This window comes from Pseudoalteromonas sp. SK18, from assembly GCF_001974855.1.
GTDB lineage: Bacteria > Pseudomonadota > Gammaproteobacteria > Enterobacterales > Alteromonadaceae > Pseudoalteromonas.
Map to the genome: position 1 here is coordinate 52,265 of NZ_MTQB01000013.1, position 21,097 is coordinate 73,361.

Annotated in this window: 16 protein-coding genes; 6 read left to right on the forward strand and 10 right to left on the reverse strand. The window is 38.4% G+C overall.

Annotated features, from left to right (window positions below):
* Positions 1-97 precede the first annotated feature (97 nt).
* The gene (locus tag BW139_RS11085; RefSeq protein WP_076919690.1) at positions 98-400 is read right to left on the reverse strand and encodes a DUF1496 domain-containing protein; all 303 of its coding nucleotides are present in this window, start codon (positions 398-400) and stop codon (positions 98-100) included.
* Positions 401-504: 104 nt separating this feature from the next.
* On the opposite strand from BW139_RS11085, the gene BW139_RS11090 reads away from it, so the two are divergent.
* Positions 505-738, forward strand: coding sequence for a TIGR02647 family protein (locus BW139_RS11090; RefSeq protein WP_008464346.1), 234 nt, complete (start codon positions 505-507; stop codon positions 736-738).
* Here BW139_RS11090 and maiA read toward each other — a convergent pair.
* Both maiA and hmgA read right to left on the reverse strand, forming a co-directional pair.
* Positions 735-1,364, reverse strand: a complete 630-nt coding sequence (gene maiA / locus BW139_RS11095) for a maleylacetoacetate isomerase (protein ID WP_076919691.1) — start codon at positions 1,362-1,364, stop codon at positions 735-737. The two genes, BW139_RS11090 and maiA, sit on opposite strands and share 4 nt — an antisense overlap.
* Before the next feature lie 7 nt (positions 1,365-1,371).
* Positions 1,372-2,673, reverse strand: a complete 1,302-nt coding sequence (gene hmgA / locus BW139_RS11100; RefSeq protein ID WP_076919692.1) for a homogentisate 1,2-dioxygenase — start codon at positions 2,671-2,673, stop codon at positions 1,372-1,374.
* A 152-nt stretch (positions 2,674-2,825) separates the two neighbouring features.
* On the opposite strand from hmgA, the gene BW139_RS11105 reads away from it, so the two are divergent.
* Positions 2,826-3,257 carry a MarR family winged helix-turn-helix transcriptional regulator gene (locus BW139_RS11105; protein ID WP_076919693.1) on the forward strand — a complete coding sequence of 144 codons (432 nt, stop codon included), beginning with the start codon at positions 2,826-2,828 and terminating at the stop codon, positions 3,255-3,257.
* 48 nt (positions 3,258-3,305) lie between these two features.
* Here the strand turns inward: BW139_RS11105 and BW139_RS11110 are convergent, their stop codons facing one another.
* The 3 genes from BW139_RS11110 to BW139_RS11120 form a co-directional block, all read right to left on the reverse strand.
* Positions 3,306-6,416 carry a TonB-dependent receptor gene (locus BW139_RS11110; protein ID WP_076919694.1) on the reverse strand — a complete coding sequence of 1,037 codons (3,111 nt, stop codon included), beginning with the start codon at positions 6,414-6,416 and terminating at the stop codon, positions 3,306-3,308.
* A 327-nt stretch (positions 6,417-6,743) separates the two neighbouring features.
* A complete protein-coding gene (locus BW139_RS11115; RefSeq protein WP_076919695.1) occupies positions 6,744-9,950 on the reverse strand; it encodes a TonB-dependent receptor in 3,207 nt (1,068 codons plus the stop codon).
* A 43-nt stretch (positions 9,951-9,993) separates the two neighbouring features.
* A complete protein-coding gene (locus BW139_RS11120) occupies positions 9,994-10,848 on the reverse strand; it encodes a S1/P1 nuclease (protein WP_076919696.1) in 855 nt (284 codons plus the stop codon).
* 236 nt (positions 10,849-11,084) lie between these two features.
* Between BW139_RS11120 and BW139_RS11125 the strand changes: the two genes are divergently transcribed.
* Entirely contained in the window at positions 11,085-11,954 is an 870-nt protein-coding gene (locus tag BW139_RS11125; protein ID WP_076919727.1) for a hypothetical protein, read from the forward strand.
* Complete coding sequence (locus BW139_RS11130; RefSeq protein WP_076919697.1) at positions 11,954-12,898, forward strand: hypothetical protein; 945 nt, start codon at positions 11,954-11,956, stop codon at positions 12,896-12,898. The genes BW139_RS11125 and BW139_RS11130 overlap by 1 nt, the downstream gene beginning before the upstream one ends.
* Positions 12,899-13,020: 122 nt before the next feature.
* Here BW139_RS11130 and ushA read toward each other — a convergent pair whose 3' ends face one another.
* Positions 13,021-14,640, reverse strand: coding sequence for a bifunctional UDP-sugar hydrolase/5'-nucleotidase UshA (gene ushA, locus BW139_RS11135; protein ID WP_076919698.1), 1,620 nt, complete (start codon positions 14,638-14,640; stop codon positions 13,021-13,023).
* A gap of 80 nt (positions 14,641-14,720) precedes the next feature.
* A complete protein-coding gene (locus BW139_RS11140; RefSeq protein ID WP_076919699.1) occupies positions 14,721-14,912 on the reverse strand; it encodes a hypothetical protein in 192 nt (63 codons plus the stop codon).
* A gap of 310 nt (positions 14,913-15,222) precedes the next feature.
* Here BW139_RS11140 and BW139_RS11145 point away from each other — a divergent pair, with 310 nt between their 5' ends.
* Positions 15,223-15,966 carry a peptidylprolyl isomerase gene (locus BW139_RS11145; protein ID WP_076919700.1) on the forward strand — a complete coding sequence of 248 codons (744 nt, stop codon included), beginning with the start codon at positions 15,223-15,225 and terminating at the stop codon, positions 15,964-15,966.
* 46 nt (positions 15,967-16,012) lie between these two features.
* Here BW139_RS11145 and BW139_RS11150 read toward each other — a convergent pair whose 3' ends face one another.
* Positions 16,013-16,432 (reverse strand): MAPEG family protein, encoded by a 420-nt coding sequence (locus BW139_RS11150; protein ID WP_076919701.1) that lies wholly within the window; start codon positions 16,430-16,432, stop codon positions 16,013-16,015.
* A gap of 164 nt (positions 16,433-16,596) precedes the next feature.
* On the opposite strand from BW139_RS11150, the gene BW139_RS11155 reads away from it, so the two are divergent.
* The gene (locus BW139_RS11155; protein WP_076919702.1) at positions 16,597-19,479 is read left to right on the forward strand and encodes an insulinase family protein; all 2,883 of its coding nucleotides are present in this window, start codon (positions 16,597-16,599) and stop codon (positions 19,477-19,479) included.
* 102 nt (positions 19,480-19,581) lie between these two features.
* Here BW139_RS11155 and BW139_RS11160 read toward each other — a convergent pair whose 3' ends face one another.
* Positions 19,582-20,964, reverse strand: a complete 1,383-nt coding sequence (locus BW139_RS11160; protein WP_076919703.1) for a Na+/H+ antiporter NhaC family protein — start codon at positions 20,962-20,964, stop codon at positions 19,582-19,584.
* Positions 20,965-21,097: the final 133 nt, after the last annotated feature.

The window sequence follows — 21,097 nt, forward strand, 5'->3', positions numbered from 1 at the left end:
AGTCACACTGCTTTTTTAAACTGCATGTATTGTAACGTATCCCACTGCATCTTAATAGTTTGGAGATGGCTGGCAGATTCCAGATTGTTAATCTTGATTAATTTACGGTAATGGTTGAGGGCTTCTTGGGATAAATAAGGTTACCTTGCTTATCAAGCTTTAGCCACATCAACTGACTGTTGTTATGTTGGGTGTATTTTGCAGCACAAATAAGCGTAACAGAATGAACCTGCACTATGGCACCTTCGCTGTAGCGTTTATTATCATACCAGCACTCAGTGTTTGTGTTTATAAGCTGGGTAGCATCAACAACAGGAAGCGTTTTTATTGTGTTAGCGTAGCTTAAAGCTGAAAAACACAAGCATAAAACAGTAATTATAAAAGTAAAATAATAACGCATGAATAACCTCAAGGTGTTTAAAATAACTACACTTAGCAAAAAAACATGCTAGGGTAAGTAAGACAACTTCAGTAAAACACAGAACAATAAAAAGGTGAACACATATGCTATTTAATCAAACGATGATTGATGAATTTACACTACTAGCAAAATTTCCACGCGAGAGCAAAATGCAGGGAATTAAACTTCATTCAGACGCTGAACCCGCCTTACTAAGCGCAGCACAACGTTTATTCGATAAAGGGGTTATAGATAGCCCAGATGGCGGTTATTTAACTGATCTGGGCTTAGATTTAATTGAGCATGTCACTGTAATACACAGTGCGTTAAAAAGTTAGTTTGCGTCGGGTTGATTTTCTGGGGCTGCATCAATAAAGGCGGCCAATTCATTACAACGCTGATAAACGGCTGCTATTTTAGGGTAGGCAGCCATATCTACTTTAAAGCGAATGGCATTAAATACCTGTGGCACTAAACATACATCAGCTAAGCTTGGCGAGTCGCCTGCGCAAAATATATTTTTGCTATCGAGCATGCGTTCTATTTTTTCAAAACCAACTTCAACCCAGTGTCGGTACCACTTATTTTTTGCTTCATCATCAACATTGAGTTCACTACTCAAATATTTAAGCACTCGCAAATTATCAATAGGATGGATATCGCAGGCAATCGCGTAACTTAAATTGCGAATGTGTGCTTTTTGCCATGCATTACCTTGCAATAATGGTGTCTCAGGATATTGCTCTTCAAGGTACTCTAAAATTGCTAAAGATTGACCTAATACGCCGTCTTCTGTTTCTAAAGCCGGTAACAGCCCTTGAGGGTTTTTCTGTAAGTAATCTGTGCTTTGTTGTTCTGATTTTAATAAGTTAACAGGTACCAATTGATGATCAATATTTTTTAGATTTAATGCGATGCGCACGCGATACGCTGCAGATGAGCGAAAATAAGTATAAAGCTTCATAATCTGATTATCCTTGATTGCCATTAAAGTGTTTTTTGATTGTGCGCCAGCAGTCAGTGTAATTAGCTTGGCGCTCTTTACCTTCTAATGCGTATTTAGTTGGCGATATTACATAACGTGACTCAAACATAAACGCCAGCGTATTATCGTAGCGTTGTGGTTCTAAATCGGCGTTTGACGCTTTTTCAAATACGTCAGCTTCAGGACCATGTGGCGACATACAATTATGTAGGCTCATCCCTCCAGGGACAAAACCATGCTCTTTTGCATCATAAACTCCCTCAATTAAACCCATAAACTCACTCATAATATTACGGTGATAGTAAGGCGGGCGGAAGGTGTTTTCAGCCACCATCCAACGCGGTGGGAAAATAGCAAAATCGATATTCGCAACGCCTTCAGTACCCGATGGTGAAGTTAGCACGGTAAAGATTGAAGGGTCGGGGTGATCAAAGCTAACGGTATTCATGACATTAAAGCGAGCCAAATCGTATTTGTAAGGCGCACTATTGCCTGTCCAAGCAACAACATCCAGAGGTGAATGACCAATATCACAACGGAACATATTGCCATTAAATTTAGCAATAAGTTCGAAATCACCTTCAATATCTTCAAAAGCCGCTACTGGATAGTGAAAGTCACGATCATTCGCATAACCGTTGGCACCCACAGGGCCGCGCTCAGCAAGGACATAGGCATGGCCGTAGTTTTCACAAATATAGCCACGCGCAGTGTCGGTTAGTAACATTACTTGAAATTTAATACCACGCGGAATAACGGCAATTTCACCTGCTTTAATAGTTAAATGCCCAAGCTCTGTTTTAAGTAGTAGTTCACCTTGTTGCGGTACAAATAACATTTCGCCATCGGCATTATAAAAATAGCGATTGTCCATTGATTTATTGGCAACATAAACATGAATACCGATACCCGCTTGACCATTAGCGTTACCATTAGCGGCCATGGTGATAAGCCCGTCTACAAAATCTGTAGGTTTTGTTGGTACATCAATTGGATCCCAGCGCAGCATGGTTGGTGGAGTCGGTACTTCGGTAATGGGAGCGGTTCTAATTAAGCCATTGTCTATGGCTGTATAATCGCCTTGCACAACAGATGGGCGAATACGATACATCCAAGTGCGGCGGTTATCGGCGCGAGGAGCGGTAAATGCAGTGGTACTGAATTGCTCTGCGTATAAATCATATTTTACTTTTTGCGGACTAAATTGACCAATCGGTAATGCACCAGGCAGCGCTTCGGTTTCAAATTCATTGCCAAATCCGGTCATGTAGTTTAATTGTGTCGCCATTACTGACTCCTGTAAAAATGGGGGAGTGTTATATTTTTGTTATTTACGCTAAGATACTCTCAAGTGAGACTAATATCAAATACACTGATTATGACCGCTGTAAATAAAAGTGAACAGATAAAAGTCGTGTGTAAATAAATAAGTGATTCAATATGAAAATAGATTTAACGACATTTTTGCCCTATCAATTAACGCACTTAGCAACACAGGTAAGTAATGATTTTTCGAGCATTTATAAAAAAGAGTTTGATTTAACTATTCCTCAGTGGCGAATAATGGCTAATTTAGCTCAATCAGGCCAAAGCACAGCAAAGCAGTTATGTACTCAAGCAGATATGGATAAGTCGACGGTATCAAGAGCGGTAAAAGCGCTGATAGATGAAGGGCTTATTTATAGCGAGTTAAATAAGCATGATAAGCGCGCTGCATTTTTGATGTTAAGTGATAAGGGCATGGCTTTATATGAAAAAATAACGCCACAAGCATTGCAATGGGAGCAAGCATTATTAAGCTGCCTGTCAGATGGTGAACAACGCCAGTTAATCACTATTTTTGATAAATTAAAAAATAAATTACAGGCATAAAAAAGCCCACAAAGTGGGCTTTTAAATTCACTAATTTAGCTAATCAAATTAGAACGTGTAACGAACACCTACACGCATTTCCCATAAAGAGGCATCGCGTTGTACAGATTGCTCAGCACTTCGTGCGCTAAAGTCAGAATAAACGTATTGACCTTGATCATTTGTTTTAACTTTAAGCATTCTATTACCTACGAATGAGCCTTTTCTTAATACACCCCAGTCATCGTTTAACATATTCGTTAAGTTATCGATTACGAAGAATGCTTCACCTTTATGGCCGTCCATAAAGCCTGGTAACTCTTGAGTAATTTTAAAGTTAAATTTAACGAACCAATCAGAGTTCTGTTGGTTACGACCTGCGATTTCACCACGCTTAAGACCTTCAGATGCGATAAAGTCGTTAAACTCGTTTATTTCATCAGCACTCATGTCGTAAACAACATTAGGATCGTTTTCAAGCGGTACATATAGCAATTGACGCGAGCGATTAGAGTTTGCATCACCAAATGCACTATCGCTTCCGTTAAATGTGAAGCTATAAGGTAAACCTTTATATGCTTCACCAAATAGGTTGAAGCGAGTGTTATAACCATCAAAGAACTCGTGCTTATAACCTAGGTTTAATGTAAAGCGATGTGGGATTTCGTAATCAGATGATGCTACGCCAGGGTTACCTGGGTTTGATGTTGCCAAGTTACCGTAGTTTGAGCTGGCCACAGAGCTAGTCATTGGGTTTACATCATCGGCATCAGTGTAAGCGTACGATAATTGCATACTTACGCCATTATCAAACGCTTTACTTACTGCAGCTGAAATAATTGATGATGAACCGCTATCACCGTTAACATTAGTCAATAAAAGCTCGCCATCACGACCTTCAATTGATTCATATAGAGGACGGCCATCAAAGCTTACTTCACCAGTAGGGCGAAGTGCGATATCTTGCAATGTTGCAGCGTCGCGCTTATCAGTGTAAAGGTAATCTAAAGCAATTACATAATCGTTTTCAGTAGTGTACGTTGCACCTAATGAATATTTCCATTCTGATGGAATTTCAAAGTTAGGATCAACAGCATTCACTGTACCGTCACCTGAACCGATAGGCGTGTTAGCGACTTTATCAAACTGAGATTTTGGAATATCAAAACCTGGGCCCGCACCCGTAACTGTAACGTTTTCAGGAGCGAATAAATCTACACTACCAAATTGATGAGCACTGATATTGGTAATACCATCATTTGAGTAAGAGTTAGATAGCCATACATTTGGGTTACCGCCTGAGAACAAGCCAACCCCTGCACGCACTTCTAGTGCATCGGTTGCAAACCATTCAAAGCCTACACGTGGTTGAATTAAATCAATTCCGTCAAACGTTGACTGGTTACTAAAACCGTAGCGATCAGTAAAGTTTTGGTTGAAAGTAGGCTTATCATCGCTTGAATAACTATCGTAACGAAGACCAAATGTTAATGATGCATCTATATCTGAAAAGCTGTATTCATCTTGTACATAGAATGTATTTTGTGAATAAGCAAAGTTAGCAGCTGCATCTGTTGGATCGTTTGTGCCTGCAGCATTATTGTAAAATACAGCGCTGGCTATGCCTTGCTCATACGCATCGATTGATGCAAAACGCCATTCACCTTCTGTGTGTTGTACGAATTGGTTAAATACTTCTAACTTTTCGTATTCAAAACCAGCGGTAATAGTGTGCTGATCAAGATAGTAAGTACCTGAAAATTTAGCTGTAGTGGTGTCGTAGTTTAAATCATTTGATTGACGAGAATCATCAGGGCCTACATATACAGTGGCTGCTTTAGTATTGATTTGGAACTCACCAAAACCACTTGCTGCGTCTAAAGATTGAACACGTGCGTCAAGCTCTGATTTACCTAAACGAACTTCAGTTGAAAAATCGTCATTCCAATCAGAGTAAAGTGATGCAACGATTGAAGTAAACTCAGCACCTTGCTCATAAAAGTGGCTGTCAAATGCTAGCTCATCACCATCTGCATCTGATTGCGATAAAGTAAAGCCATCATTGTAGTTATAGATCAGGTTAGCGCGGTGATCATCATTGATGTTCCAGTCTAATTTTACTAAGATTTTTTCATCTTCTACTGGTGAGCTTGCTGGTGTTGCACCGGCTTCGTAACCATAAACATCACGTGTAATTTGTTTAATACGCTCGATGTCAGCCGACGATACTAAAGATGAATAATTAAACTGTTTAACACCTTCAAGTTTTTCGTAAGAGGTGAACAAGAAAAGCGTATCATTGATTAGCGGTAAACCAACGTTAAAGCCATAACGTTTTTCACTGTAATCACCGTTATCAACGTCATTACCTTCAATCTTGTCGCCTTTCATTGAATCGTTAGTGTAATCGTAGAATACACCACCGTGAATGTCGTTGCCGCCAGATTTGGTAACCGCATTGATGTTACATGATGTGAAACCACCATATTGAACATCAAATGGTGCTAATTCTACTGCTACTTGCTCGATTGAATCAAAAGAGAATGGAGCGCGAATTGTAGGGTAACCGTTTGAGCTTAAACCAAAGTTATCGTTCATGCGAACGCCATCAAGGGTTAAACTGTTAAAACGTGGGTTACCACCACCACAGTTGATTGAACCACGGCTATCATCGATAGCAACGCGAGGGTCAATACGAATAATATCTTTTAAATCACGGTTAATAGCTGGTTGATTTTCAAGATCGCTTAACGTGAATGTTGAAGCAGGACCCGTACCACCAGACATAGTGCTGATAGGGCGACCAGTTACTACAATTTGTTCAATATCTGAGATATTTTCAAGTGAAGTATTAACTGGGTAGTCGCTACCAATGTTCAAAATAATATTATTGAACTCTTGGTCAGCGTAGATGTCTGAGTCTACGATTACTTTGTAAGGACCGCCAACACGAAGGCCTTTAGCAGTAAAGTAGCCAGCGTCATTTACTTCAGTTGTTTTAACTGAGCCTGAAGGAACGTGTAGGATAGTAATTTTAGTTCCTGCAGCAGGGTTACCATTTGGCCCTTTTATTTGACCTTTAATTGCAGAAGTTGTTTCGTTTGCAATTGCAGCACCACTCACACCAACACATGCTGCTATAGCAAGTGACAGAGCTGTTTTGCGAAGTTGAATTTTCATTTTATTTTCCCGTGTAGTTAAATAAACTTTTAATAGCTTTTTTATTTTAATTTTGGATTAAGCGACCGCAAAATACACTTAACCCAAAATACTTACATAGTGTACCCCATTTGTTTGTTACAAATAAAATACAACTGTAATATTTTTATTATAAAACACTTTATTTTTGAAATTTAGCATTTTATCTATGCTTCAATATTTTACCGAGCAGATAGTAAGTAGTTTTTATGACAAACAGATGAAAAATTATTTTTTCCAAAAAAAAAGCCATTACATGTATGTAATGGCTTTTTTAATTTTAAGAGTTTTTGATGTACAGGCTATATATTAAAACTTATAGCTTACACCAATTTTAGCTTGCCAAGCAGACGAGCTAGTTTGATAGCGGCTGTAGTTACGAACATCAGCGCCGTTGTATCTAGCATTGATGATGTAACGTCCATCATCATCTAAGCCAGCAAGGTCATAAACAGCTTGGTCTGAGAAACCTAGGCGTTTTTCTACGCCCCAGTCACTGTTTAATAAGTTTGCAAAGTTATCAATCATAAAGTAAACCTCACCGCTATGACCTTTTGCAAAACCAGGGATTTCTTGTTTAACGCTAATATCCATAGTGGTAACCCATGGCTGAGTACCTGAATTGCGGTCTAGGATTTGACCACGCTCAGAAATTCCCGCACGGTTTAATAGGGTTTCAAGCTCTTCCCATGACAATCTAGAACGATCCCAATTTACGTTTGCATCTTCTGGACCTGTAGGAATATATGCTAAGTAAGCTGAACTCGAGTTAAAGTCACGAGAGTCGCCTAAATCACCATTTCTGAACATACCCATAGTATAACTAAATGGACGACCTGAACGACGTTCAAAGTAAACATTAAACTTGGTTGCATAGCCACTAAAGAACTCAGTGTTATACGCTAAGTTAACTTTAAAGCTATGTTCAACCTCATATGCACCACGAGCAGCAAAGTCTTCATTTCGGCTCTTAGTGATATTGTACTGATAGTTACTTTGTGCACGTGATGAAGAACCTGAAGACGCTTCTGTTACATCTTGATGTGCATAACTTGCTGAAATATAAAGGCCATTTTCCCACTCTTTAGCAAGTGCTGTTGAAATAATAACAGAGCGACCGTCTTCTGCTGAATTAGTCATTGCTATATCAAAGTTATCAGCTAAATCACCGCTGTAAATACTTTCATAAATGACACGCTCGCCGTCGGCTGCAACACCCACAGGTTTTATCGCAGTGTTATGCCACACAGCTTCGTTTTCTTTTTTATGATAAGCAATTTCTGCTTGCCATTTAAAGCCTTCACCCAGTAATTCAGAATCAAAGTCGTATTCAAAACCAAGTTGTGCACGGATGCTTGACGGTAGTTCAAAATTTGGGTCAACATAGTTTGTGCTACCCGCACCTTGAACTAAAGAACCTTTTATAGCGTCTGGTACTTGAGTGATATCAGCTTGATTATTAGCATAGTAATCGTCAATAACGCTCTGTGGTGCATCTACAAATGTAATGCCATCGTTTTGGAATGAGTTATTGTACCAAACGTTAGGAATACCTCCTTGGAAACGACCTACACCACCGTTAACTGTTAACGCTTCAGTTGCGTAATACTTAAAGCCAATACGCGGTAGGATGATATCTAAACCATCTAAGTTTTCTTGGTTACTAAAGCCATAGGTGCTTAAAAAGTTTTCATTGAGTGTTGGTTTATCATCAGAAGATAAACGCTCATAACGAACACCTGCCGTTACTTCTAAATCATCACCAACATAAAAAGTATCTTCAATGTAAAGCGCTAATTGATTACGAGTTGCATCGTAAGCAGTATCGTTTGGGTTATTTGTATAAGCATTACTGTAACTAAAGTCATACTCGCCTCTAAAGTTGCCTACTTCACGGTTTTCAAAACCATTAAAGTTATCAAACTCCCATGAACCCAGTGAATTAGCTGCAAAAAGGTTGTATAAATTTAACGACTCATATTGCATACCAAAGTTTATTTCATGCTCGTCCATTAAATAAGTGGCATCAAGAGAAAGTGTTAAGTTTTCTGTTGCTGAGCTATTGGCATGGCGAAACTCATCGGTGCCAAATTCATAAGAAGGACCACGGAAATACTCTTCAACTTTAACACTACCAATATCAGAATTTGTTAAGCTTCTTGATGATACATCTTTGTATGCAATACCGATTTCAGTTGAAAAGTCTTCGTTCCAATCCGAGTATAATTTGGTAGCAAAGTTATTAAACTTGGTTGCGTATGTGTAACGACTTGATGCAAGCTGAACTGATGTGCCTCCAGTACCAAAGTTTGTTTCATCTTTGTCATCTTGCCATTGATAGGTAAAATCTAAGCGATGATCATCAGCAATGTTCCAGCTTAATTTTACAAGTAATGTTTCGTTGGTGTCTTTAGGGTCGCCACCAAGAGAGTCTGTTAAGCCGTATTCGTTATTTAGAATATTAAGGAAACGGTTATAGCTTTCTTCGCTAACGTCGTATTCGTTGGTTGCGCCTGAACCTTCAAAGCCATAGTCTAAATCTAGTTCGCTAGACCATTTGTTGTAGTTAACAAAGTAAAATAAGGTATCGTCTATAAGTGGGCCGCCAACATTAAAACCGTAGCGTTTTTCAGTTTGGTTAGGTTCTACTTGTTCAACAATGTATGTACGGTGACCATCGTCATCTAAAACAGGGCGGTTATCAGCAAACACTTGAGAAATACTGTCTACATCGCCAGCAATATCTGGTGTTGATGTTTCGTAAAAACCAGAAAACTTAAGTTCGTTAGTACCTGACTTAGTTACCGCGTTAATAGTACCACCACCAAAGTTGCCTTTAGAGGCTGAAAATGGAGAAACATCAACAGATATTTGCTCAATTGCATCAAGGGCTACCGGAGGTTGCGAAGTAGGGTAGCCGCCGTAACTTAAACCAAAGTCGTCATTTTGGCCAATACCATCTACGGTTAAACCATTTGTACGTGGGTTGCTGCCGGCAAAAGTTAGCTCACCGCTGCCATTAATACTCGCAAGCGGGTTTAAACGTGCGATGTCTTTAATGTCACGATTAAAACTAGGCATGTTGTTGATGGTATCTTCACCAAACGTGCTGCTAGAACCACCTGATTGTTGGACAATTTTATAACCAGACACTTCAATTTTTTCAATATTGAGTGGTGCTAATTGCGACGTTAGTCGGTAAGTTTCGCCAAGGTTTAAAAAGATGTTTTCAACGGTGGTATCGTTAAACGTATCAGAGTCGATGATCACTGTATATGGTCCACCAACACGTAAACCATTCGCAATAAAAGTACCACTTTCATTGGTGGTTAGCTCACTGATTGTGCCGGTAGGTTGATGAACGACCTTAATTTTAACGTTTGCAGCGCTCGCACCTGAAGGTGTGGTTATTTTACCACGCATTGCAGACGAGGTGTCAGCAGCCATAGCGCTTGTTGAAACTCCTAGAGCAAGAATTACTGCTCCAGTTAATTTCGAAAGGCGAAGCTTAGTCATAATGTTGATTTCCCATTTAGATGATTTAAGTTAGAAACTGAATTTATTTTTTGGTTTGCTGTGTTAAAGCCATTTTTGATTTCTTGTTAGTAGGATCAAATAATGTATTTAACAATCCAGCTAAGCGAATTCCAGCTTGTTGCAAGCGGGTTTTCACAATAGGGGTGTTAGTGAAAATATAGTCGTAGCTAATATTCTCATCTGTTGATTTGTATATTTGTAAAGCAAGGTTATGTGACTCTTCAAGCCAACTTGTTGGCGTACTATGTAAATACTCGCTAATTAGTTCGCTGTTGTTGGTATTTATAAATTGAGCATATTCAGTAAAAGATAAATTTTCATTTTCTACTAGCTTAGTATCCCACAAGCTATGAAGATTGGTTTGTTGGTTGAAGAAAGAAACCTTAATGCGATTACCGCCCCTATCTTCAGCTCTACCTGCATGAAATGGTTGATGGCTGTCGCCGACTAGGTGCACTAAAAAACGTAAACTAAACTGCTTTGCTGCAAGGCTTGCTTTATCATCTTTCAATACTTGAATTGAATAGTGAATGCCTTCTAATATGTTTGTTACTGATTCTTTATGTTCAGTGTGGTCGTGGTTAAAGCTAAATTTTGCATTATCATCTGCATTAATATAGTGCCAGCGTGATGACTTTTTTTGCCAAAAATCACCTGGTGCAGAGCGCATTTCATCTGGCCATGTGGAAACCTGTGCTAAAGATTCACCGTTAAGATAAGGAATAAGTGCAGCTTTGGTGGTTTCGCTTATGTGCGACTCTGCAATTTTTCCAACAACGCGGTGGCCGTTTTGCCCCCACGCATTACAGTCTGTGCTTGCAAATATTGCACTAATTAAAAGTGTTAATGAAAGCGAATATTTTACATTTATCTGCATCGAGGCATCCTAGTAAGTGTGATATCTAATTTGTAAAAGCTTATAAGGTCAATTGTCCTCATTTTTTGTATTGATAGAAAGGACTCAATAAAATTCATACTTTCTTATTTAAAGTTAATTAAAATCAATGCTTTAACTTTGATGGGTAAAATTACCTATTGTAATAAGTAATTAAAATTGTTCAAATGAGTTATTACTCTATTTTAAATCGGTGTTTTTTGAATATTAAAAAGTTAATGTTGCATAAAACAGTAATTGTTACATTTATGTTTATAGCGCTGCTGTTTAGTTGGTTTGCTGGTCAAATAGTTGTGGATGAAAAAGAAATAGCCTTCCCAGTGATGATAGAAACATCAACGACATGCCAAACAACAGCAACGGCTAATCAAAATCAGCTTATAGTATTTACACCCTCAAAGTATGTTGCTCAATTACTCACTCAAAACCTATGTGATGATAAGGTTGTGGCTAAACAATATGGCTCTGTTATTGGTTATTGGGGTTACAGAACGGTGGATAGCTTAGAGTTTGTAGGCAAAGGTATTGCGGATTTAATTTTAGCTAAGAATAATATTATGGAAGCGTTTAGAGCTGAGACGACTTACAATTATCAGCCAGTGGTGGGCTTTTCAGATTACACTGCGTTCTTTATATCTTCAAAAGAAAAACCACTGATCACGAAACAATACTTTTTAGATAAAAAAATAGGCTTACTGGATTACCCTACCAGCCGCTCTGGACATATTTTGCCAAAACAAACATTTAAGCAATTAGGGCTTAATGTTGCTCAGCTAAAAATAACCTATGCCAGCTCACATAATGAATTGCGGGAACTACTGGCAAACGGAGAAGTTGACCTTATTGCCTCTTTTTGGAGAGAAAGTGATAGTAAGCGCTTCTCAGAAAATTATATTACGCCTATCAGCAGTAATATTGCAGGTACCCGTTGGTACTTAAAAATGCAGCATAACAATACCGATTTACTCTGCGCTGTTCAATCTCACCTATTGAGCATGTCTAAAGAACAATCATTTCAATACTATCAAGATGTTGAGCCATATTGGCATTGCAATAGCTACCCTGTTACCTTCAAAGGGGAGTCATAATGAATAGAGTAATACTGCCAGTATGTTTTTTTGTACTATTCATTGTCTTTTCACTGGTTTTTTATGTTTCAACAACGCAGAAGCAGCAACAGATAAACCAGTTACAAATAGCCCAAATAGAAAAACAAATCGCTTTAGACTTACCTTTACTTGATTTATCAAATGAGCTACTGAAACATTCGGGTAATAAAGCTGCGTTACAGCATTATATTCAAACAGTTAATGCTCAGATTCAAGGTACGGGTATACAGGTGGTTGCCATAGAACCAAAGCATGAGTTTAACTTATCTTTAAAAACCCATGAGTTTATTCGAAAATTAAATAGTAATAACAATGTGGTGTTTATAGTTTTATCTTTAAAGCAACCTTATTTTACGAATGATGTAATGGCTATTTATATACTGCTTTTTGTGATTAGCGCATTACTTATATACATGATAAAACAGGCAGCTATTTATCAAGGAGATAAAAAGCTCGTTACTGGTCAAGAGCTAAACACGCTAGAATCAAAGCCATTAATACTCGTGATTAATTTAAAAAGTAAAACGTTGTCCAGTAGCTATTATCCCGATCAACATGTAGCTTTGGCAAATAAGCCTTTGTGCTTTTATTTAGCACTTGTTGAGTTTTGCACTAATAATCCAGAGATAAAACTTAACCAGAATAAAAATGTACCCGAGGAGCTGCTAGAACTTGCAAATAAGTACTTTTATCGTTTGGTTGAGCTCGGGCATACCGTTAGAAAACGGCCAAACTTTAATAACAGTTTGGAAAAAACCTTAAGCGAAATACGTGCTGCACTGGATGATGTATTAAATGATTGCCCTGAGCAGAAGGAGTTGTATTATCCGCCAAAGGCATTTGGAGAGGGGTCTCGTTCACGGATGCATAGCTATGGGTTAATCAATGTAAGCCAAGGTAATATTGAAATAATAGGAAAGTAATTTCGAATTACTGCCTAGGGTAATGATTTAAGTGAGCTTAAACTAGCTTAGCTACCACATAAACCTTAATGAAGAGTGCCATTAGCATTTTAATGACACTCATTATTGTTCACATTAGATTACTACTTAGGTACAAATTCACTTGCATCAACAGGGCTGTGCTCAGCAAAAAACCGCTTTAATGCTTGTGAGTCCGTTTCATCGGTGCTTACAAATCCTGCCATTTGTGTGATTTTTGGGTAACTATCGCCACCTGAAGCGTTATATTCATTAATACTCATACGGTATGTTTTGTTTATATCAAGCGGTTTTCCAGCAATGAACACATTAGTTACCTGCTCACCTTTCAATTCAAATGCTAAGTTGTGATATTGCATGTAAGCACCAGAGTCGGGTGGAAAACGTGTCACGACATTTAAATAGGTTAAAACAACACTGCCTTTAAAGTCGATATAGGCGACACGATTTTTGAAAGGTTGTACTTTAAGTATATCTTTATAACTCACGTCACCTGCATTAATGCTATCGCGAACACCGCCACCGCTAATAATGCCAAAGTCCGCACCCACGGTGTTCATTTGTGCTTGGATGATGACGCGCGCAAGGTTTGTTTGTTCAAAGCGTACTTTGTTGCGATCTCCCTCAAGTCTGGCATTGACGAAGCCAATTTTACCTTCAATTTGCTTTGCTCCTTTTTGTTGGTACGTCGCTAAAAAGGTTTGCAGTTCTGGATCTGGTTTAATGTAATTTGCAGCAAGAACGGATTTTACGCTCCCATCTTTTTGCTTTTTATCTACGTATAAATTAACCGGTAATAATTGATAACTAAGCAGTGATAATTGGCCGTTTTCTAATTTAAACTCCGCTTTTCCCACATACTTGCCCCATTCATGGGCTTGCATTATCCAAGTTCCATTTTGCTGATCAGGTTTACAGGCTGAACCCGGTTTAAAGTTCTCATCAGTAACATTTTCAGCAGCCATACACACTGGCTCTTGAGAGTGCCCTCCAATGATCATATCAAGAGCATTTTTATCTAAAGAGCGAGCTAAGGTGACATCACCCGGGGCATTGATCCCATAATTAGCATCTACGTAATGTCCCATGTGGGTTACGGCAATGGTAATGTCGGGATTGTATTTTGTTTTTAGGGTTTGGGTAAGTGAGGCGGTAATTTCAACAGGATCTTTAAAATCTAAGTGACCAATGTATTGCGGGTTACCAATTTTAGCAGTATCTGTGGTTGTTAAACCAATAACGGCAATGGTTAAGCCGCCTTTTTTGAATATTTTATAGCGCTCAAAAACAGCTTTATCAGTTTGTTTATCGAAAATATTGGCAGATAAAAGCGGGAAGTTAGCCCATTGCTGTTGTTTTTTTAATACACTTAATGGGTTGTCAAACTCATGATTACCTAGTGCCATTGCGTCATAGCCAATTTTCGACATACCTCTAAAATCGGGCTCCGCAAATTGCAGATCTGATTCAGGTATGCCGGTATTAATATCGCCACCTGATAATAATAACACCTGATGTCCTTGTGCTTTTGCATCAGCTCTTAGCTGGTCAATTAAGGTTTTACGCGCAGCCATGCCATATTCGCCTTTTTCGTTATGCCAAAAGCGACCGTGGTTATCATTGGTATGAAGAACCGTTAAATAGTGTGCTGTAGGTTTATTGACAGCGTCGCTGGCACAGCCAGACAAGCCAAGGAGAAAAACAAGAAAAACAAGAGTACGCATAAAATACCTATCGATGAATAAAAGCTCAATCTAGTAGGCGGCTAGTTTAAACTAGTTCGAGGTTAAAAAAACGCACTTCTTTATGTTTTTTCAGCCAGTGAGGCTTCACGCTGCTGCTCTACAACTCGGTTTCTTCGGGCAAGTTCATCTCGTGCATATTGAGATTTTTGGTGATTAATATCAATCATCCATTTCAAAAAACTAACTGGCAATTGGGTGTATGGTTCACCTTGGTGTAGGCCAAAGTCACAAATAGTCGTGTTGTTAGTCATTGTTATTTACTCCTATCATTGTGTAGGCTGATAATAACAAAAAAAGAGTGATTGATAAGGGTCTTTTTAAGTACCTTGCTAGGTTTAAAGTTAATTTAAAAAGAGTAATCGTGATGTACACCAAGGCACTAAGACAATTAATTATCCATAACGTGTTTCAAATTAAAATGTAAACAGTTGTAACTGTAGTGTAATTACTTTGCTATGAATTGTAGCGTTAAGTACTTATGTATCGATTTATAAAATGAATCACACTATTCTATGACGCATAAAATATTAATTCTAATGACAATAAAAAATAGGAATAGTAATGAAGAAGCTTATATTAGCGTCAATTCTAGCTGCAGCCAGTTTTTCAAGCACAGCAACCATAGTCGAAATGCAAACGAGCCAAGGAACAATAGAAATTAACTTGTTCGATCAACAAACGCCTAAAACAGTAGAAAACTTCCTAAGTTATGTTGATGATGCTGCATACAACCAAACGGTAATACATCGCTCTATTGATAAGTTTATCATTCAAGGAGGGGGCTTTACTTTCTCTGACAAAATGGATCCAATTACAACCAAGCCTGCGGTAATAAACGAACCTGTTTACTCAAATGTAAAAGGCACAATTGCTATGGCAAAGCAGGGCGGTAATGAAAATAGCGCTACTAGCCAATGGTTTTTTAATATGAGTGATAACAGCCAAAACTTAGATTTACAAAATGGTGGGTTTACAGTGTTTGGACAAATAACAGCGCAAAGCCAAGAAACCTTAGATAAAATTGCTGCCTTAGTTCATTGTTCAGAAGTGCCATTAGTTGGTATTACTCAAGCGCAATGTTCAGATGAAAATGTGGTTATTAGTAATGAAAACTTGGTATCAATTCAAAGTGTGGTTGTGCTTAGTGATGCTCCTAATTCAGCACAAAACTTAACACCTAAAGAGAATACATTAATTGATAACGTAGAAGTTACCCCACCACAAAGTTCAGACTCTAGTGGCAGTATGGTATGGTTATTAGGTGCACTATTACTAGTAGTACCTCGTTTGAAACGTGCTAAGTAAACTTTAATAAATAACGGCGAATGACTAAATTCGCCGTTATTTTTGTTTAATTATAAAGTATGCCCAGCACTAGCAAAGTCCACATTACAAACACAGATAGGCAACCAAGTAAAAATACTCTAAAACGGGTTCTTAAATGATTACTACCAAGGTGAATGAGGCTATGAATAATCCGTGTCGCTACAAATAAACAGGCAAGTACTGCAATACTGACACTTGCCGTATTAAGCTGTAAAGCAAGTAAACATCCCGCATAAAAAAGCACAGGTATTTCAAATTGATTGCTAAAATTACGATCAGCAACCCTCACATGATCGCCTGCATTATCGAGGCGCATAGCAGCAAAGTCGCTTAACTGTATTTGTTTATTTTTAGCCGCTGCAAAACGACGTTTTCCCATAATCACCATAACAACTAATGAAAGTGTTACTTGCACAAACATGGCTATTATTATTATCTTTTCCATAACTTACCTTATTATTTTCTTTGAGTATTCGATTGTTATTCACAATGTGTTACATAATTAAGTGCTAATTAGTAGCATAGTATTAATTGATAATGGTAGTTTATAGCTGATTTAGTCTTTTTAAAACGCTAATACCCTATTCTACGATAACGGATAAAACTAAAATGAAACACATCATCGGCTTAAGTGCAATTGCACTAGCAATATTAAGCGGTTGTTCGAATACCGCCACTCTTTCTCAATCATCACAAACCTCACTTTTATCACCAACGCTGGTTGTTAGTCCTAACGATAACCGTGAATACAAAACCTTGAAACTTGCTAACGATATTGAAGTGATTTTAGTCTCTGATCCAAGCGCTGAAAAATCAGCCGCTTCATTAAGTGTAGGTGTAGGTCTATTACATGACCCAATGAGCCAACAAGGCATGGCGCATTACCTAGAACATATGCTGTTTTTAGGCACTGAACGATATCCTGATACCAAAGGGTATTCTGATTTTATGACTAAAAATGGTGGCGCGCACAATGCTTATACTTGGCTCGATATTACCAACTACATGTTTAAAATTAATAACGATGCGTTTGATGAAGGGCTAGACCGCTTTTCAGACTTTTTCAAAGCCCCAAAGCTTTACCCAGAATACACAGAAAAAGAAAAAAACGCAGTAAATGCTGAATGGTCAATGCGTCGTGAAATGGACTTTTTCGGCCAATTTAAACTTGCACGTAAAATGATGGGTGAGCATCCGGCTAACCGATTCTTAATTGGTAACCTTGAAACCCTAGGCGATAAAACTGATAGTTCATTACACAAAGAAACAGTTGATTTTTATAATAAATATTACTCATCAAATATTATGAAAGTGGCGCTGATTTCGAACTTACCAATTTCAGAAATGCAGAAAAAAGCACAAAAATACTTTGCTGACATTGAAAATAAAAATATTGAAAAGCCAAGTGTTACTGCTAGCTTAGATTTTGATAATGCCGGTGGTAAACGTGTTTTTTACTCACCAAATGAAGACGTAAAACAACTACAACTCGATTTCACAATTACTAATAACCAAAATGAATTTGCAGTAAAACCTAATCGCTTTGTTGCCTATTTACTTAGTAATGAAATGCCAGGTAGCCCAGCACAATTATTACGTGATAAAGGTTGGGTATCTCAGTTATCAGCGTCTGCCTCTCCAAATCAGTATGGTAACTATGGCTCTTTAAATGTGAACATAGAGCTGACTGATGAGGGGATGAAAAACCGCGAATCAATTGTCGCGACAATCATGCAATACATTGACTTGATTAAGCGTGAGGGCGTTAATAGTAAGTACTTTAATGAAATTCGCACGTCGTTAAATAACCAGTTCAAATTTTTAGAAAAGGGCGATGAGTTTAACTATGTCAGTGCGTTGACTCAAAGCATGCAAGATTACCCGTTAAATCATGCGATAAACGCACCGTACTACTATGCTCAATTTGATGCTGATGCGGTGAACAATGTACTTAAGCAACTTAATGCCGATACACTTCGCATCTGGTATATTTCTCAACAGGAAGAAACAGATTCTGAGCTGCATTTTTACGATGGTAAATATAAAATTAACGATATTAGCGATGCAGAAATTGCCAGCTGGGAAAAACCAAGTGATTTTAATTTAGCCTTACCAAGTGTTAACAATTTACTACCAGAGAGTTTTGCTATTAAAACGCAAGCTTTTAAAGAGCAGAAGCATCCTGAGCTTAGCTATGATAAAAACGGCGTAAAAATTTGGCGCCAAGCAAGTCAGCAGTTTGCAGAGCAGCCTAAAGGTTTAGTTGAGGTGTATATCAACACGCAAACAGGTTTGCATGATATTAACTCAACCGTACTTTATTCTGTTTGGGCTGATCTGTATAACACTCAATTAAGTCAGTTACGAACTGAAGCTGCCATTGCTGGTATGAACGTTAATTTAAGCTCAAGTAATGGATTGGTGCTATCGTTAAGTGGTTTTACCGATAAACAAGATATTTTACTTAAACAAGCGTTAGCTGGGTTTGACGATGAAATTTCAGCACAAGCGTTTAATCAAGCGATTGACCGTTATCAACGTGATCTACTAAATCAACAAAAACAGTTCCCGTATGCACAAGCATTTGGTGAGTATTCTAAGCTAACTCGTACTGGTAGCTTTGATACAGGTGCGCTTATTAATGCTGCAAAAGCACTAACGCTTGCAGATTTACAGACCTTAAAGCAAAGCACGTTAGCGAATAATAACTTACGTGTATTTAGCTACGGTAATTACAATCAAAAAGACATTGATGCTATTGCTGCTGAGTTAACGGCTATTTTACCAAGCAGCCATACTCAAACTGAGTTTGCACGTAGTAAAGCATGGTTACCGCAACTAGGTGAAGCGCGTGTATTACACAAAGATATTGATGTAGCCGATGTAGCGGTGGTCGATATGACTATCCACCCAACACCTGGTTACAAACAAAAAGCACAGGCAGCTGTATTACAAGGGCACTTTAGAACAATCGCGTTTGATAAAATGCGTACTGAAGAGCAACTTGCCTATGCAGTAGGCGCATTAGCGCGTCCTATTGAAGATTACTCTGGTATTGGTTTATTTATCCAAACACCGGTGAAAGGGCCAAAAGACATTCAAGTACGCTTTGATAAGTTCAAAAAAGAGTACGCTTTAGAGCTTAATGCCATGAGTGAAGAAACATTTTCACAGCTTAAAAATGCAACCTTGGTATCGTTAAAAGAGCAGCCCAAGAATTTAAGTGATGAAATGAGCCCGCTTATTAACGATTGGTACCGTGAAAACTTTGATTTTGATTCAAAACAAAAATTAATTGCAGAGGTGGAAAAAGTCACACTTGCTGATATTAAAGATTACTACCAGCAAACAATGTTAAATCCAAAAGCAGCTCGTTTAAATGTGCAGCTACGCGGCACTAAGTTTAGTGATAGCGAGTTTGCTGATTTACCAAACCAAACTAAAGTGACGAGTTTAGATGCCTACTACAGCGATATAAAATTGCAAAAGTAAGTTGAAATTACTTTAAAACCAAAAACCCAGTCACTGTTGACTGGGTTTTGTTTTAACGGTGCTATATTTTTGGCTAAGTATGACTTTAATTAAATACTCACTTTAAGCCATTAGTAAAAAGCCAATGATGGCTAAAGCTGCAGCAATGAGTGTATAAGGTAATTGAGTCACGGCATGACTGATTAAATTACATCCTGAGCCTTGAGCTGCCAGCACGGTAGAGTCAGAGTAAAAACAGGCTTGGCTGCCAAATGAAGACGCTGAGAGTAATGCGCCAATCACCAATGGAATATTTGCATCAACAGCGGTTGCCAGTGGCATAACAATAGGGATTGAGACCGCAAAAATACCCCAACTTGACCCCGTCGCAAACGCTAATATCGACATCGCAACAAATACCACCGCGGGTAAATAGCCAGCGGTCATATATGGACTTAAGCTGCCAATTACAAATTGTGGTAAACCAATCAAGTCACATACGTCTTTAAATATAAAGGCGGCTATTACAGTCCCAATTGCCGGGATCATACTTTTAAAACCATCCAGCATACGCTCTATCATTTCGCTAAAGCTCATTAATTTTTGTAACGCGTAAAATGATAAAGTAACAGCCATTGTCGCTAAAAGGCCTTTGTATACGTCTATTTCAAAGTAAACAGTAAATGCCACTAACAAAATAATCGGCAATAAAAAGTTATATAACTTACCTTTGGGATCAGCATCTTCAAAGTGTTCTTCTGCTGCTTTAACTGCGTATTCATCCGCCGTTTGTACCTCAGTATAAAGCGCAGGCTCTAAAGATGGAGCGTGAGTAAGCGCAAGTTGTTCTGCTTTTTTCATAGGGCCAAAAGTAGGGATCACACCTGCAATAACCAGCACCACAGTCAGCACCGCAAACCATGCATAAAACATGTAAGGAATAGCCTGCATATAAACGGCAATGCCTTGGCCTTCTTCTGCAATACCGTTATCAACTAATAAGCCACCAAAAAATACAGCCCATGTTGATAGAGGGACTAACACACAAATAGGCGCAGCTGTTGAATCAACCACGTAGGCGAGCATTTCACGGCTTACTTTAAATTTATCAGTGATCCGTTTCATGGTTTCACCCACTGTGAGCGCATTGAGGTAGTCATCAATAAAAATAACCAAGCCTAAACAAAAGGTCATCAATAATGATGAGCGCTTGCCACGCGTATATTTTAAAGCCAAAGTACCAAATGCAGAAGCGCCTCCTGTACGCACCAATAACGCAATTAGCGCGCCAAAACCACCACACACTAAAATAAGCCAACCAATGGTTTCGTCTGTCATTACTTTTAAAGAGGTACTCGCAAAACTGGTGAGTATTTGTTTAGGATCGGCTATTAACAGCCCAACTAAAGCACCAACCAGTAACGATAAAATAGGACGGCGTAATACCACAGCCAATACAACCACTACCGCAGGCGGCAGCAAACTTAACGCAGAAGGTTCAAGCATTTATAAGATCACAAAATTAAAAGCAAATTGCTTATACAAAAACAAAGAAGATGATAAGTTTGTTGTTAAATCATTTTCCAAGTCACTGCTTTTGCACGCGTGGAGGGCACTTAAAACAATTATGTTAAATTAA